Here is a 14,385-nt window from a genome sequence, read left to right on the forward strand (position 1 = left end):
AGCAGGACTTCGTCTGTCCGAGGAGAATGTAACGAACGATACAGATGCGCCCTTTGAAGTAGCAAATGTGACATCCAGGGCGGGGTGCGCGTGGACAGCTTGTCGGAGCGGATTCGTCAGGCTTCGGAGGGCCTCTCGCAGGGGGGGAAGCGGGTAGCGACCCACCTCCTCGAGCGGCCGCAGGACTTCGCGTTCCTGTCGGTCCGGGAGGTCGCGCAGCGAATCCGGGTCAGCACCGCCACGGTGATCCGGGCGGCGCAGGCCCTGGGGTTCGCCGGCTACGCCCAGCTCCAGGCCGAGGCGCAGCGGATCGTCTGGTCCAACCGGTACACGATGCGGCTCTCGGCAGTCGAGCCCGACGCCTCGCCAGGCCAGCCGCCGTCGCTGCAGGCCCTGATGCAGGACGACGTGGACGCCATCCGGACCACGATGAGCCGGGTGGATCCGGGCCACGTCGAACGGGCCGTGCGCCTCCTCGTCCGCGCGCGGCGGATCCTGGTGCTGGGGCAGCGCCTGTCCGCGGGGCCGGCCGAGTTCTTCGGCCGGATCATGGACACGCTGCTCGGAAAAGTCCATATCCTCGGGCGGGAGCCCGGCATGCTCTTCGACGCGCTGGTTGGGGCCGGTCCGGAGGACGTCGCCGTCATCGTGGCGTTCCCGCGTTACACGATGTCGACCCTACAGTTCGCCAGACTGGCCGCCCAGAAAGGGATCCCCCTGATCGCCGTGACGGACAGCCCGCTCTCGCCGTTCGTCTCCCTCGCCCAGTGCTGGTTCTGCGTCGCGAGTGCGTCTTCGGGGCCTGTGGACACCTACGTCGCAGCCGCCTCGCTGCTCAACGGGATCGCCGGTCTCGTCGCTCTCCAGAACCCCGAACTCGTCATGCAGCGGCTCCAGGAGCTGGACCGCGTCCTCGACGCCAGCGACACGTTCGCGCGGCTGAAGTAGGGTCGGCCCCGGAGGCCAGACCGGTCAGGGGAGGTGGGCGGTGTTCCGTAGAACCACCAGCGCTCGCTGTTCTGCCGCAAACCGTACCTTGTGCGAAACGGAGGTCGTACCATGGCTCTGCTGAAGTCGTCCCGACTCACGCCGGCGCTCGTTGCTGCCGCCGCTCTCGTGGTGACGGCGGCCGGCTGCGGGGGCAAGGCGACAGAGACGCCTGCCGGGGGTTCCGGCCCCGCCGCGGCCGGTTCGTCCGCCCAGGCGTCCGGCTCCGCCAAGAAGGGCTCGGACTACCCGAACAAGGCCATCGAATTCGTGGTTCCGCTACCCGCCGGCGGCGGAACGGACGTGGCCGCCCGGGTCATCGCCAAGGCCCTGTCCAAGGAACTCGGCGTACCTGTCAACGTGGTGAACAAGCCGGGCGGCAACCAGATCCCGGGCGTTATGTCCGTCCTGATGGCCAAGCCGGACGGCTACACGCTGCTGGCCGAAGGCGCAGCGTTCAGCTCGCTCCACGCCCTGGTGGAGGACCTGCCCTACAAGCTGGAGGAGCGGACCTTCATCGCCCGCATCTCCGTGGCCCCGCACGCCTACTTCGTGAACGGGAAGTCGCCGTGGAACACCCTCCAGGAGGCGATCGAGGCGGCAAAGAAGGATCCGGCGTCCTTCAGCTGGACCTACCTGGGCGGAAACACGACCACGGACTTCTCCCTGCTGCAGCTCTTCGACGTAGCCGGCATCGACGTCGCCAAGACGAAGCGCGTGCCCTTCCAGGGGAGCGGCCCCGGCGTCCAGGCGGTGGCGGGGGGTCACGTGCAGTTCGGAGCCGCCGGCGCCAGCGCGGTTTTCTCGCTCCGGAAGTCGGGCGACCTGAAGGTCCTGGCCGTGACCGGGGCCAAGCGCTTGCCGGCGCTGGAGGACGTGGCGACCACGGCGGAACTCGGCTACCCGGGCGCCGACATGACTTGGTGGGTCGGCATCTCGGGGCCGAAGGGGCTGCCGCAGGACGTCGTCGACAGGTTGGCTGCCGCGGCGCAGAAGGTCGCGCAGGACCCCGAAGTCGCCAAGGAACTGGAGGCCGTGGGCGCGTACCCCTCCTACCTTGGGCCTGAAGACACCCGGAACTACGTGCTGAAGGAAGCCGACATGTTCAAGACGCTGGCAGCCAAGGTCGGTACGACCAAGTAGGCCGGGAAGCCGGCCACTGGGCGGGGCCGCGGCTATGTGGCGGCCCGGCGGCCGCGGCCCCGCGATCACGAACGCCGGGAGAGGGGGCGTCACCATGCGCCGCACCAAGGCGCTTTTCGCGCTGCTGACCGTCCTGGCCCTCGTGACCGCCGGTGAGGGGTGGCGGCTGATCTCCCGGTACGGGAGCCAGCTCGGTGGGCGTCAGGCCGGTGGGTACCTGGTGCTGCTGGGCGCGGCACTGATGATCCTCACGCTGCTGGGCCGGCATCGGGGAGAGTTTGCTGGGGACCCGGGTCCGGCGACCGGAGGCGGTCCTGCCGGCGGTGCCCGGCGGGTGACCGTGTGCCTGGTCATCCTCGCCGGCTACGTGTTCCTCACCCCGCGGCTGGGGTACCTCGTCTCCACCGTGCTGTTCTTCCTGACCTACCTGCGAGTGTTGGGCAACTACCGCTGGGCCGCAGCGATCGCGCTTTCCGCTCTCTTTGGGGTCGGGTCGGCGGTCGTGTTCGCCCAGGCGGGCATGGTGCTGCCCCGGGGCATGATCGCCTGGCCGTGAGACGAGGGAGGCGCACAGGTTGAGCTTCGTGGGCTTGCTCGAGGGCATCGCGAACGTCATGACCCCGGGAAACCTGCTCTTCGCGTTCCTGGGCTGCCTCCTGGGGACGCTGGTCGGGGTGTTGCCCGGGCTGGGGCCGGTCTCGGCCGTCGCGATCCTGTTCCCTCTGACGACGTACCTCCCCCCGACCGGCATGGTGATCGCCCTCGCGGCCATTTACTACGGGGCGATGTACGGGGGTTCCACGACCGCCATCCTGATGAACATCCCCGGAGAGGTCTCGTCCGTGCCGACCGCGCTGGACGGCTTCGCCATGACCCGGCAGGGCCGCGCGGGGCCGGCGCTGGCCATCGCCGCCATCGTCTCGTTCGTGGCGGGCATCTTCGGCACGGTGGTTCTGTACCTGGTCGGCCCCCCGCTCGCCCGGTTCGCCCTGCTGTTCGGTCCGGCGGAGTACTTCGGACTGGCCGTCTTCAGCCTCACCGCGATCGCCGGGCTCTCGGGTCGGTCCGTGATCCGGGGGCTGATCATGGCCGTTCTGGGGATGGTGCTCGCCGCGGTCGGGATCGACGTCGGGTCGAGCGTCACCCGCCTGACGCTGGGGTCCGAGGCGCTCCTGCAGGGGTTCGACATCGTGCCCGTGATGATCGGCCTGTTCGGTATCGGCGAGGTGCTACGGGAGCTCCAGGAGGGGAGTCCGGGGATCTTTCAGGGGCGTCTCGGCCGGCTGCTGCCGAGCGGGGAGGAACTGCGACAGGGGATGGCCGCCGGCGGAAGGGCCACCGTACTCGGGTTCCTGCTGGGTCTGCTGCCGGGGATGCTGCCTTCGATCACCTCGTTCCTCGCCTACTCTTACGAGAAACAGCGGTCCCGGCACCCGGAACGTTTCGGGCGGGGGGCCATCGAGGGCGTGGCGGCTCCCGAGGCGGCCAACAACGCCGCCGCCATGGCCGGGTTCGTACCGCTCCTGAGCCTGGGGATCCCCACGAGTCCCACCATGGCGCTGATCCTGGCCGCGCTCATCGTCTACGGGCTCATCCCGGGGCCCACCCTCTTCACGGAGAATGCGGCCTTCACGGCTACGGTGATCGCCAGCTTCCTGGTCGCCAACGTGATCCTCCTGATCCTCAACCTCCCGCTCGTGGGTCTGTGGGTCCGGATCGCGCGGATCCCTTACCGCATCCTCGCGCCGGTCATCCTCGGCGTCTGCGTGGCGGGGGCGTACAGCATCCGCAACACGATGTTCGACGTGTGGGTCGCGCTCGCGTTCGGCCTGGTGGGGTGGGTGCTGGCCGAGTGGTCCTGGCCGCTGGCCCCCCTCGTGCTGGGGTTCATCCTGGGACCCATGGCGGAGACGTCGTTCCGCCAGGCGATCTCCATCTCGCCGGCCATCTTCCTGCAACGTCCGATCTTCCTTGGCTTCGTGGTCCTCGCCGGGGTTTCGCTGTGGCTGACCCGCCGGTGGAATCTGGGCGCTGGCGAGAAAGGCGGGGCCGAGGCTGAGGTCCGGGCGGCAAAGTGACCGTTTCGTCAGAACGAGGGGATGAGGCATGCAGGTTCGGGTCGGTGTGGACGTGGGCGGCACGTTCACCGACGTCAGCTTGTTCGATCCGGACTCCGGCACCGTGCACGTGTTCAAGCTGCTAAGTACCCCGCACGACCAGTCCGTCGCCATCGTCGACGGCATCCGGGCGATCCTCGACCAGGCCGGCGCAAGCCCCGCCGACGTGGTGTACCTCGCCCACGGGACCACGGTGGCGACGAACGCTCTCCTCGAACACAAGGGGGCGCGCGTCGGCTTGATCACGACGCGTGGATTCGCGGATCTGCTGGACATCGGGCGGCAGAAACGGCCCAGCCTCTACGACCTGTTCGCGGACAAGCCTCCGGCGATCGTGCCCCGGTACCTCCGCGAGGAGGTGGCGGAGCGGCTTCGCAGCGACGGCACCGTGCTGGTACCGCTCGATCCCGACGAGGTGGAGGCGGCGGTCGAATCGCTGGCGCGCCGCGGCATCGAGGCCCTGGCGATCTGCTTCCTCCACGCGTACCGCAACCCGGAGCACGAGGCCCGTGCCCGGGACGTCGCCGAGGGGACGGCGCCGCACCTCTACGTGTCGGCGTCCCACGAGGTCGCACCGGAATTCCGCGAGTACGAGCGCTTCAGCACGACGGTCATCAACGCCTATCTGGGGCCGGTGATGAGCCGGTACATCAAGAACCTGGGCGACCGGGTGCGCGACCTCGGCGTTGCGGTGGAGCCCTTCGTCACCCAGTCCAACGGCGGCATCATCTCCTTGCGCACCGTGCAGGACAACCCCGTCCGCACGGCCCTCTCCGGCCCCAGCGCCGGCGTCGTCGGGGCTTCGTACGTGGCCCGCACGGCCGGCTTCGAGGACATCATCACCTTCGACATGGGCGGCACGAGCACCGACGTGTGCCTGGTCAAGAGCGGGACCCCGACCGTCTCGAGCCAGCGCAGCATCTCCGGGTACCCGATCCGCGTCCCCATGGTGGACATCCACACCATCGGGGCCGGGGGTGGCAGCATTGCCTGGATCGATCCGGCGGGTGCCCTGCGGGTGGGTCCGGAGAGCGCCGGCGCCCGTCCGGGGCCGGCCGCGTACGGGCTGGGTGGCGACAGGGCGACCGTCACGGACGCCAACGTGGTACTGGGGCGCCTCAACCCGCGGTACCTCCTGGGCGGACGTGTGGCCATCGACTATGCGGCCGCCGAGCGGGCGGTCGGCCGGCTGGCCCAGGGGCTCGGCGTCCCCGCGGTGGAGGCCGCCATGGGCGTGCTGCGGGTGGTCAATTCGAACATGGCCCGGGCGATCCGGGCGGTGTCGGTCGACAAGGGTGAGGACCCCCGGTCCTACGTGCTCCTCGCCTTTGGCGGTGCCGGCCCCGTCCACGCGGCGGAGCTGGCGGCCGAGCTGGGCATGAGCACGGTACTCGTCCCTACCAGGCCCGGCATCCTGTGCGCCATGGGCCTCCTGGCTACGGACCTGCGGAGCGATTACGTCCGCTCGCGGGTGCTGCCGGCGGTGCCCGAGGCCGTACCCGAAGTGAACCGGGTCTTCGCCGAGATGGAGGCGCTGGCCGGAGACTGGCTCGACCGGGAAGGGGTTCCGCCGGAGAAGCGCCGGTTCGTCCGGAGCGTGGACATGCGGTACAGCCGGCAGAACCACGAGCTCCCCGTGGCGGTCCCGGACGGCGAGTTCACCGTGCAGGTCCTCGAACAGGTCGTCGGTGATTTCCACCTCGGCCACGAGAAGAACTACGGCTTCGCCGACCCGTCCTCTCCCGTCCACTTCGTGAACTTCCGCTTGGTGGCCATGGGCGACGCGCCGAAGCTCCCGATCGCCGCGCTGGCGAAGGGCACCGGTACGCCTCCGCCCGACGCCGTGCTCGAGCGCCGGCCGGTCTTCTTCCCGGCCGCGGGGGACTACGTCGAGACCCCGGTCTACGCGCGCGATCACCTGCGGGCCGGCGACCGGTTTGAAGGGCCTGCGATCGTCGAGCAACTCGACACCACCACGGTCGTTCCGCCCGGCTGCGCGGTGACCGTGGACGCATACGGCAACCTGGTCGTGGAGGTGGGACGGGCGTGAACGGAGGTCCATCCGCTCGTGCGCAACTCGATCCGGTAACCGTCCAGGTGCTGGGCAACTACTTCATGTCGATCGCCGAGGAGATGGGCGCCCGGCTGATCCGGTCCTCGTACTCCTCGAACATCAAAGAGCGGGCGGACTGCTCGGCCGCCCTCTTCGACCGGGACGGGAACGTGATCGCCCAGGCCGACCACATCCCCATGCACATGGGCTCCATGCTCGGCATCGTGCGGGCCATCAAGGCGCGCTACGGCGAGTCCGGCGTAAGGCCGGGCGACATGTTCGTGACGAACGACCCGTACAGCGGCGGCGGCACCCACCTCCCGGACATCACCGTGGCCGCTCCGGTCTTCTACGAAGGCGAGCTGGTTGGCTTCGCCGCCAACATCGCACACCACTCCGACGTCGGCGGCCGGGTCCCGGGTAGCAACTCGGGCGACTCCACCAGTATCTACCAGGAGGGGCTGCGCATCCCGCTGGTGCGCCTGGTCAGCGAAGGCCGGTTGCAGACGGAGATCCTCGACTTCATCCTGCTCAACTCCCGGTTGCCCCGGGAGCGGGAGGGCGACATCCAGGCCCAGATCGCCGCCAACCGCGTGGGCGTGGAACGGCTCCAGGAGGCGTGCCGGCGGTACGGGGTGGCCACGGTCACCGGGGCCATGGTCGGCCTGCTCGACTACGCCGAGCGCCGGATCCGTCTCGCCATCGAGAAGGTGCCCGACGGCACCTACACGTTCACGGACTACATGGACGACGACGGGATCACCGACGAGCCCATCCCAATCACCGTCACCGTCCGCGTTCAGGGTGACAGCATCCACCTGGACTTCACCGGCTCGGGCCGGCACGCCGGAGGCGCCATCAACATCGTCCGGACCGCCCTGGAGGCGACGGTGTACTTCGCCTTGAAGGCGGCCCTCGACCCCGACATCCCGGCGAACGGAGGCTACCACCGGGCGATCCGGATCACGGCGCCCGAGGGCACCATCGTCAACGCGGTGCCGCCGGCCGCGGTCGCGGGCCGCACCGATACGGCCCAGCGGATCGTGGACACGGTCCTGGGCGCGCTCGCGCAGGCCATTCCCGACCGGATTCCCGCCGCCTGCCACAGCGCCATGTCCGCGGTCATGTTCGCCGGGTTCGACGCGGAGGGGGCCAACTACTTTGTGTACCCGGAGACCATCGGCGGCGGGTTCGGCGCCCGGCCCTCGAAGGACGGCATGGATGGGGTGCAGGTCCACGTGACGAACTCCTCCAACCTCCCCGTCGAGGCGCTCGAGCTCGAGTACCCCCTTCTCATCGAGCACTACGGCCTCATCCCCGACTCCGGCGGACCGGGGCGGTGGCGCGGCGGCCTCGGGATCCGCCGGGATATCCGGATCCTGGGCCGCGACGTCGAGTTCTCGTCCCACGCCGACCGCCAGAAGTTCGCCCCCTGGGGGCTAGAGGGAGGGATGCCGGCGAAGGCGGGTCGCTTCGTGATCAACCCTGGCACCCCCCAGGAGCGCAGGCTGGCGTCCGGGAAGGTGTCGCACGTCCGCCTCGCTCCGGGCGATGTCCTCAGCGCCCAGACGCCCGGCGGCGGCGGGTTTGGCGACCCGCTGGAGCGGGAACCCGAGCGGGTCGCGCAGGACGTGCTGGAGCGGAAAGTCAGCGTCCGGGCGGCGCGGGAGGTCTACGGCGTCGTCGTGGACGCCGAGGGGCGTCTCGACCTGGAAGCCACCGCGCGCCTCCGCCAGGAGCTGCGTGGCGCCCGGAACCAGCAGGCTGGCTTCTTTCCCAGCGTCTAACCCCGCGAAAAGGCAGGTCATGTAGACATGCTGACCGTTCGCTTCCTGAACCAGGACGACGTGATCGCTTGCGGCGGGGCCGACATGGCCGCTGCCGTGCAGGACATCGAGAACGTGTTCGCGCTCCATGCCCGGGGTGACGTGGTGCTTCCCTCCAAGACCGTGTTGCGCTGGGGGGGTATCGAGTCCGAGTACTCGCACGGGCGCATCAACGCCATGCCGGCGTACGTGGGCGGCGACGTGCACATGGCCGGCATCAAGTGGATCTCCGGTTTCCCCAAGAACCCCTTCACGAACGGGTTGCCGAGGGCCGTCGGCATCACCATCCTCAACGATCCGGACACGGGCGTTCCCCTGGCCATCATGGACGGGACGCTGATCAGCGCCGTGCGAACCGGCGCCGTGACGGGCGTGGCCGCCAAGTACCTGGCCCGCCCGGACAGCGAGATCGCCGGGATCATCGGGACGGGCGTGCAGAGCCGGACCCAGCTCAGGGCCCTCAAAGTTGTCCTCCCGGCGCTGAAGGAGGTGAAGGCCTTCGACGTGGACCGGGGCCGCCGCGAGCGGTTCGCGGAGGAAATGTCCGCGGACCTCGGAATCGAGGTGAGGCCGGTGAACTCCGCCGAGGAGGCTGTCCGCGGCAGCCAGGTACTCGTCACGGCCACCACTTCGAAGGAGCCCGTCGTCAAGGCGGAGTGGATCGAACCCGGGCTCTTCTACTCCGCCGTGGGCGGCCATGAATTCGAGTATGCGGTGGCCGACCGGGCGAGCAAGATCGTCGTCGACAACTGGGAGGAGATCAAGCACCGGGGCAGCCAGACGCTGTGCTTCATGCACCGGGAAGGCCTCCTGCCCGACGATCGCATCCACGCCGAACTGGGCGAGGTGGTGATCGGCCGCAAGGCGGGCCGGCAGAGCGCCGGCGAGTTCATCCTCTTCGCCTCGGTCGGGATGGGCCTGGAGGACGTGGCCGTCGCCAGCCGGGTCCTGCGCACGGCCAGGGAACGAGGGATCGGTAGCGATCTGGTGCTGTGGCGGGAGCCGTTCTCGAAGTGATATTCGAGCGGGCTACCCACCCCACGGAAGCGGGGTGGGTGGCCGGTACGAGATCGCGCGAAAACGTGGGAGCTGACGTATGCGTCTGGCGAGTCATCCGGTTCTCGGACCCGTGCCCCGGGGCGAGCCCGTCACGATCTACGTGGAAGGCCGGCCGGTCGAGGCCCACGCCGGCGAACCGCTGGCCGTCGCCCTGCTGGCGGCCGGGATTCACGCCTTCGGGCACACCCGCAAGCTCGACCGGCCGCGGGGGCTCTACTGCGCCGAGGGGACGTGCGGTGAGTGCCGGGTCGAGGTGGACGGCCGGCCGGGCGTCCTCGCCTGTGTCGCGCCGGTCGTCGCGGGCATGCGGGTCCGCCTGCCCCGGGGCGAGCTCGACCTGCTGGGGGAGGAGCGGCGGTGAGGGCGGACGTCGTGGTCATCGGCAGCGGTCCGGCCGGCCTGTCGGCCGCGCGGGCGGCGGCGGCCGCCGGAGTGCAGGTCGTGGTCGTGGAGGAGGCGCCGTGGGCCGGTGGGCGGCTGGCCTGCCGGGTCGACACCCTCGATTCCCCTCCGGCCCTCGCCGGCCGCCGGGCCGACCAGGCAGCCCGGGAGCTCGTGGCGGCCGCCGGGGCCGCCGGCGCGACGATCGAGACGGGCACCCTGGCGTGGGGCCTCTTTCCCGGCGCTCCCGGCACCGTCGCCGTGCGGCGGGACGGGCGGGTGGAGGCCGTCGAGGCGGGGGCCGTGGTGGTCGCCACCGGGTCGCTGCCGGCGCCGTATCCCTTCACCGGCTGGACCCTGCCCGGCGTCATGACGGCGCCGGCGGTGGAGCGGCTGATCAACCGCCACGGATTCCTCCCCGGCCGGCAGGCCGTGGTGGTTGGCGATACCTCGGAGGCCGGGCGGGTCGCCCGGCTCCTCGAGCTCTGCGGCGCCGCGGTGGAGCAGGTGCAGGACATCGAGAGCGCCGGCGGGCAGGGGCGGGTGGAGGAGGTGACGGTCGGCGGCCAGACCCGGCCCGCCGACCTCGTCGTGCTGGCGGTCGGCCGCCTGCCCCAGGTGGAGCTGCTGAACGCGGCCGGGTGCCCGATCGGCGCCGATGGCGTGCCGCAGCACGACCCCAGCACGGGCCGGACGCCGCTTGTCGGGGTCTTCGTCGCTGGCAGCGCCGGCGGTGCCGGGAACCTGGCGATGTCGATCGGGTCAGGGGCGATCGCGGGGATCTCGGCGGCGGAGCACGTGGGAGCCCTGACCCGAGCGGAGGCGGCGGCCCGCCGGTGGGATCTGATCCGGCAACTGCCGCCTCCGGCCCGGCTCTCGGCCCCGGAGCGGCCGCTTCCCGTGGACGAGTTCGCCCTGGTCTGCCGCTGCGAGGAGATCCCGCGTACCGAGGTGGAGGACGCCATCCGTGCCGGGGCCCGGACGGTCGATGACGTCAAGCGCATGACCCGGTGCGGCATGGGCTTCTGCCAGGGCAAGAACTGCACGCGCACCGTGATGAACCTGCTGGCCTTGCGCGGGGCCGCCACCCGGGGGCAGGCGGGCTCTGGCGCCGCGGCGCCCGGCGGTCCGCTGCGGCCGGACCGGCCGGGGGCGGTGGAACTCCGGCCCATGCGGCTGCGTCCCCCGGTGCGCCCCGTGCGGCTGGGCGAGCTGGCCGCCGCCGGGCGGGACGTCTCCCTGCTGGAGCGGGCCATTCATCCGGAGGGGGAGGAGCCGCACCCGTGAAGTTCGATTACGACGTCGTGGTCGTGGGCGGCGGCATCGTCGGCGGCAGCGTCGCCTTCCACCTGGCCGAAGCCGGCAGGTCCATCCTCGTCGTCGACCGGGCCTTCCCGGCCAGCGGCACCTCCGGGGCGACCCAGTCCTGGGTCTGGGTGCACACGAAGAGCCCGCCCTTCTACGGGGAGTTCAACCACCTCAGCGCGATGATGTACCCGGACTTCGAAAAGCGGCTCGGGGCGGACATCGAGTACCAGCGCACGGGCGGCATCAGCCTTCTCTTCACGCCCGGAGAGGTGGAGAAGGCCCGGGAGCTGGTGGAGCGCCAGCGGGCCGTGGGGATCGACGTGAGCCTGCTCACGCGGGAAGAGATCCTCTCGCTCGAGCCCGCCGTCAGCCCGGACGTCCTGGGTGCCACCTACAGCCCCGCGGACGGCAACGTGAACTCGCTGCGCCTGGTCTTTGCGGTGATGCGGGCCAACCAGGCCCGCGGCGTGACGTACTGGACCTACACGGCCGTGACGGGGATGGAGCTGACGGACGGCGGCGTGCAGGTGCACACGGAGCGAGGGAGCGTCACGGCCCGGCAGGTGGCGATCTGCGGCGGGCCGTGGGCGCCGGAGCTCGGCGCGATGCTCGGCATCCGCATCCCCGTCCGGCCGGTGCGGGGCCAGGTGCTGGTGACGGAGCCCCTGGCGCCCCTCATCCGCCACACGATGGTGGGGATGCGGCAGGCGGTGAACGGGGAGATGCTGATCGGCTTCTCCTACGAGGAGGTGGGGTACGACAAGGGCAATTCGCTGGCCCCCATGCTGGAGGGGGCGCGGCTGGCGCAGCGGATGGTGCCCGCCCTGGCCGCCGCCCACGTCGTTCGGTGCTTCAGCGGGCTCAGGGCCATGCCCCAGGACGGGCTGCCCATCCTCGGGCCGGTGCCGGGGAAGCCCGGGGTGTTCGTGGCGGCCCTTCACAGCGGCTTCACCCTGGCGCCCCTCGTCGGGACGCTCATGGCGGAGGTCATGTGCGGGGAGGAGCCCTCGGTGCCGATGGAGCCGTACAGTATCACGCGTTTCGGGTAGGCCTTTTCGGGTGCGGTCTGGACCCGGTGCGGCGGGGACGGGGATACCCCGCCCCGGGGCGTAACGCCATGGTGTTGCCCGAAGCCTCCGGCCTCGTCTCGTGGCCCGGCCGGGGGTTTCCTCACTTTGCGGCGCTGGCCCCGGACCGGTCGGCGTCCCACCGGTCAGGGCTCGATGCGGGTTCCCAGCACCTCGAGGAATTTCGCCGGCCACTCCGGGCGGGCCGGCCATGCCGGGGGAGGCAGGACTTTGCCGTCCTGCGCCGTAGTTCGGAATAGTGGAAACCGGCTGGATGATCCTTCCATCCGCCGCCGGTGGTCGGAGGCGCCAGGCCGGTTTCCCCATCGGAGAGGAGGTCGGGACGCATGGCGCTGTCGGACGAGCTCGCGTACCTCCCGGCGACCGAGTTGGCCGCACGCGTCCGGCGCCGGGACCTGTCGCCGGTGGAGGTGACGGACGCCTTCATCCAGCGCATCGAACGCCGGAACCCGAGTCTCAACGCGTTCGTCTACCTCGCGTTCGACGACGCCCGGCGCCGGGCGAAGGATGCCGAGCAGGCGGTGCTGCGCGGCGAGGAACTGGGCCCGCTGCACGGGGTGCCCACCGCCATGAAGGACCTGTTCGACTTCCATCCCGGCTGGCCGAGCACCCTGGGCGGGATCCGGGCCCTGAAGGGCCACGTGATCGACGCCTACTGCGCCTGGGCTGAGCGCATCGAGCGGGCCGGAGCGATCATCCTGGGCAAGACGAACAGCCCTATCATGGGCTTCCGGGGCACCACGGACAATTACCTCTTCGGCCCCACGCGCAACCCCTTCAACCTGGCCAAGAACCCCGGCGGATCGTCGGGCGGCAGCGCCGCGGCGGTCGCGGACGGGCTGGTACCGTTCGCCGAGGGGACCGACGGCGGCGGCTCGATCCGCATCCCGGCGGCCTGGTCCGGCGTGTACGGGTACAAGGCGTCGTTCGGCCGGGTGCCGGCGGTGGCGCGGCCCAACGCGTTCTCCCTCGACACACCCTTCATCTTCGAGGGCGTCCTGACCCGGACAGTGGAGGACGCCGCCCTGGTCCTGAGCGCGCTGGCCGGCTACGATCCCCGCGACCCCTTCAGCCTGGACGAGACCGTGGACTTCGCCGGCGCCGTGCGCCGGTCCATTCGGGGGATGAAGATCGCGTACAGCCCGGACCTGGATGTCTTTCCGGTCGACCGGCGGGTACGCAAGGTCGTCGACGAGGCCGTCCGGGCGTTCGAGGAGGCGGGCGCTCGGGTCGAACCGGTCCGGGTGGGCATCCGCCACCACCAGCGGGAGCTCAGCGACGTCTGGTGCCGGCTCATCATGCCGATCAACATCGGCGCGCTGGAGAGCTTCCGGCGCCAGGGGATCGACCTCCTCGGAGAGCACCGGGAGGACTTCCCGCCCGAGTACCTGGAGTGGGTCGACCGGGGTTACCGGATGACCATGCTCGAGTTCATCCGGGACCAGGAGATCCGCACCGAGGTGTACGACGCGATCCAGGGCGTGCTGAACCGGTACGACCTCCTCGTCACGCCCACCCTGGCGACCGTGGCCGTGGACAACGCCACCGACGGGAACACGGTCGGGCCGCGTGAGGTCGAAGGCGAGGCGGTGGACCCGCTCATCGGCTGGTGCCTCACCTACGTCGTGAACTTCACCGGGCATCCGGCCGCCTCGGCACCGGCCGGGCTGTCGGACGACGGCCTGCCGGTAGGGCTGCAGATCATCGGCCGGCGCTACGCCGACGCGGACGTTCTCGCCGCCAGCGCCGCCCTCGAGCGGGTGCGGCCGTGGAAGGACCTGTACCGGATCCCCGCCGCCCGGCCTGTTTGACGTACCGCTTTTCAGCCCCGCCGTCGGGAGAGGCCCGGGCAGGAGGAGGCCGCCCTGCTGGCAAATTCATCCCTGCCGCGATGACGCGCGGTACGTTCTGATGCAGGGGGGTCAAGCCATGAGCCTGATTCGTCCGGACCCGTTCGAACAGTGGTTCCGGGAGATGCGGCAGTTCTTCGAGCGGCCTTTCACCTTGGTGCCACTCCCGTTCATGCGGGAAGGTCGGGAATTCGCCCCGGCAGTGGAGGTCTACGAGCAGGGCGAGGAGATCGTGGTCCGGGCGGAGCTTCCCGGCGTCAGCAAGGACCAGGTGGAGGTCCGGGTCAACCCCGACTCCGTCGAGATCCGGGGTGAGGTCCGGCAGGAGGTCACCCGCGAGCAGGCAGGGTATTACGTGAGTGAGCGGCGCTACGGTAACTTCCACCGCGTGGTCCCGTTCCATGTCCCGGTCGACCCCGACAGCGCCACGGCCCGGTTCCACGAAGGGCTGCTGACGGTGCGCGTACGCAAGGTCAAGGACGAGGGGCGCGGGCGCCGGGTTCCCATCGAAGGCTGACGTAGGGGTCATCCTCCGGCAAAGTTCACCGGAGGCACCTGGGAGGCACCTGGCCT

The 14,385-nt window shown here is 70.5% G+C and carries 12 protein-coding genes; all 12 read left to right on the forward strand.

Annotation, left to right across the window (positions count from 1 at the left end):
- The first annotated feature begins 90 nt into the window (after positions 1-90).
- The 12 genes from caldi_RS03110 to caldi_RS03165 all read left to right on the forward strand — a co-directional run bounded on the left by caldi_RS03110 (position 91) and on the right by caldi_RS03165 (position 14,329).
- Positions 91-948 (forward strand): MurR/RpiR family transcriptional regulator, encoded by an 858-nt coding sequence (locus tag caldi_RS03110; protein ID WP_264843655.1) that lies wholly within the window; start codon positions 91-93, stop codon positions 946-948.
- Between the two features lie 111 nt (positions 949-1,059).
- The gene (locus caldi_RS03115; RefSeq protein ID WP_264843656.1) at positions 1,060-2,130 is read left to right on the forward strand and encodes a tripartite tricarboxylate transporter substrate binding protein; all 1,071 of its coding nucleotides are present in this window, start codon (positions 1,060-1,062) and stop codon (positions 2,128-2,130) included.
- 94 nt (positions 2,131-2,224) lie between these two features.
- Positions 2,225-2,686, forward strand: a complete 462-nt coding sequence (locus tag caldi_RS03120; RefSeq protein WP_264843657.1) for a tripartite tricarboxylate transporter TctB family protein — start codon at positions 2,225-2,227, stop codon at positions 2,684-2,686.
- 28 nt (positions 2,687-2,714) lie between these two features.
- Entirely contained in the window at positions 2,715-4,208 is a 1,494-nt protein-coding gene (locus tag caldi_RS03125; protein ID WP_264844718.1) for a tripartite tricarboxylate transporter permease, read from the forward strand.
- 28 nt (positions 4,209-4,236) lie between these two features.
- Complete coding sequence (locus caldi_RS03130; RefSeq protein WP_264843658.1) at positions 4,237-6,297, forward strand: hydantoinase/oxoprolinase family protein; 2,061 nt, start codon at positions 4,237-4,239, stop codon at positions 6,295-6,297.
- Positions 6,294-8,087, forward strand: a complete 1,794-nt coding sequence (locus caldi_RS03135; RefSeq protein ID WP_264843659.1) for a hydantoinase B/oxoprolinase family protein — start codon at positions 6,294-6,296, stop codon at positions 8,085-8,087. Before caldi_RS03130 ends, caldi_RS03135 begins: the two co-directional genes overlap by 4 nt.
- Positions 8,088-8,114: 27 nt before the next feature.
- Entirely contained in the window at positions 8,115-9,143 is a 1,029-nt protein-coding gene (locus tag caldi_RS03140; protein ID WP_264843660.1) for an ornithine cyclodeaminase family protein, read from the forward strand.
- A 79-nt stretch (positions 9,144-9,222) separates the two neighbouring features.
- Positions 9,223-9,546 (forward strand): (2Fe-2S)-binding protein, encoded by a 324-nt coding sequence (locus caldi_RS03145; RefSeq protein ID WP_264843661.1) that lies wholly within the window; start codon positions 9,223-9,225, stop codon positions 9,544-9,546.
- Entirely contained in the window at positions 9,543-10,853 is a 1,311-nt protein-coding gene (locus caldi_RS03150; RefSeq protein WP_264843662.1) for an FAD-dependent oxidoreductase, read from the forward strand. Before caldi_RS03145 ends, caldi_RS03150 begins: the two co-directional genes overlap by 4 nt.
- Positions 10,850-11,923, forward strand: coding sequence for an NAD(P)/FAD-dependent oxidoreductase (locus caldi_RS03155; protein WP_264843663.1), 1,074 nt, complete (start codon positions 10,850-10,852; stop codon positions 11,921-11,923). Before caldi_RS03150 ends, caldi_RS03155 begins: the two co-directional genes overlap by 4 nt.
- Before the next feature lie 365 nt (positions 11,924-12,288).
- On the forward strand, positions 12,289-13,773 hold the full coding sequence (locus caldi_RS03160; RefSeq protein ID WP_264843664.1) for an amidase: 1,485 nt from the start codon (positions 12,289-12,291) through the stop codon (positions 13,771-13,773).
- 118 nt (positions 13,774-13,891) lie between these two features.
- The gene (locus caldi_RS03165) at positions 13,892-14,329 is read left to right on the forward strand and encodes an Hsp20/alpha crystallin family protein (protein ID WP_264843665.1); all 438 of its coding nucleotides are present in this window, start codon (positions 13,892-13,894) and stop codon (positions 14,327-14,329) included.
- Positions 14,330-14,385 lie beyond the last annotated feature (56 nt).

Origin of the sequence: Caldinitratiruptor microaerophilus (assembly GCF_025999835.1) — a bacterium.
GTDB classification, from domain to species: Bacteria; Bacillota; Sulfobacillia; order Symbiobacteriales; family ZC4RG38; genus Caldinitratiruptor; species Caldinitratiruptor microaerophilus.

Excerpts from the sequence above, each read along its gene's own strand:
- caldi_RS03130 (WP_264843658.1), top strand. The coding sequence starts at position 4,237 with ATGCAGGTTCGGGTCGGTGTGGACGTGGGCGGCACGTTCACCGACGTC.
- caldi_RS03140 (WP_264843660.1), top strand. The coding sequence starts at position 8,115 with ATGCTGACCGTTCGCTTCCTGAACCAGGACGACGTGATCGCTTGCGGC.
- caldi_RS03160 (WP_264843664.1), top strand. The coding sequence starts at position 12,289 with ATGGCGCTGTCGGACGAGCTCGCGTACCTCCCGGCGACCGAGTTGGCC.
- caldi_RS03115 (WP_264843656.1), top strand. The coding sequence starts at position 1,060 with ATGGCTCTGCTGAAGTCGTCCCGACTCACGCCGGCGCTCGTTGCTGCC.
- caldi_RS03165 (WP_264843665.1), top strand. The coding sequence starts at position 13,892 with ATGAGCCTGATTCGTCCGGACCCGTTCGAACAGTGGTTCCGGGAGATG.
- caldi_RS03145 (WP_264843661.1), top strand. The coding sequence starts at position 9,223 with ATGCGTCTGGCGAGTCATCCGGTTCTCGGACCCGTGCCCCGGGGCGAG.
- caldi_RS03120 (WP_264843657.1), top strand. The coding sequence starts at position 2,225 with ATGCGCCGCACCAAGGCGCTTTTCGCGCTGCTGACCGTCCTGGCCCTC.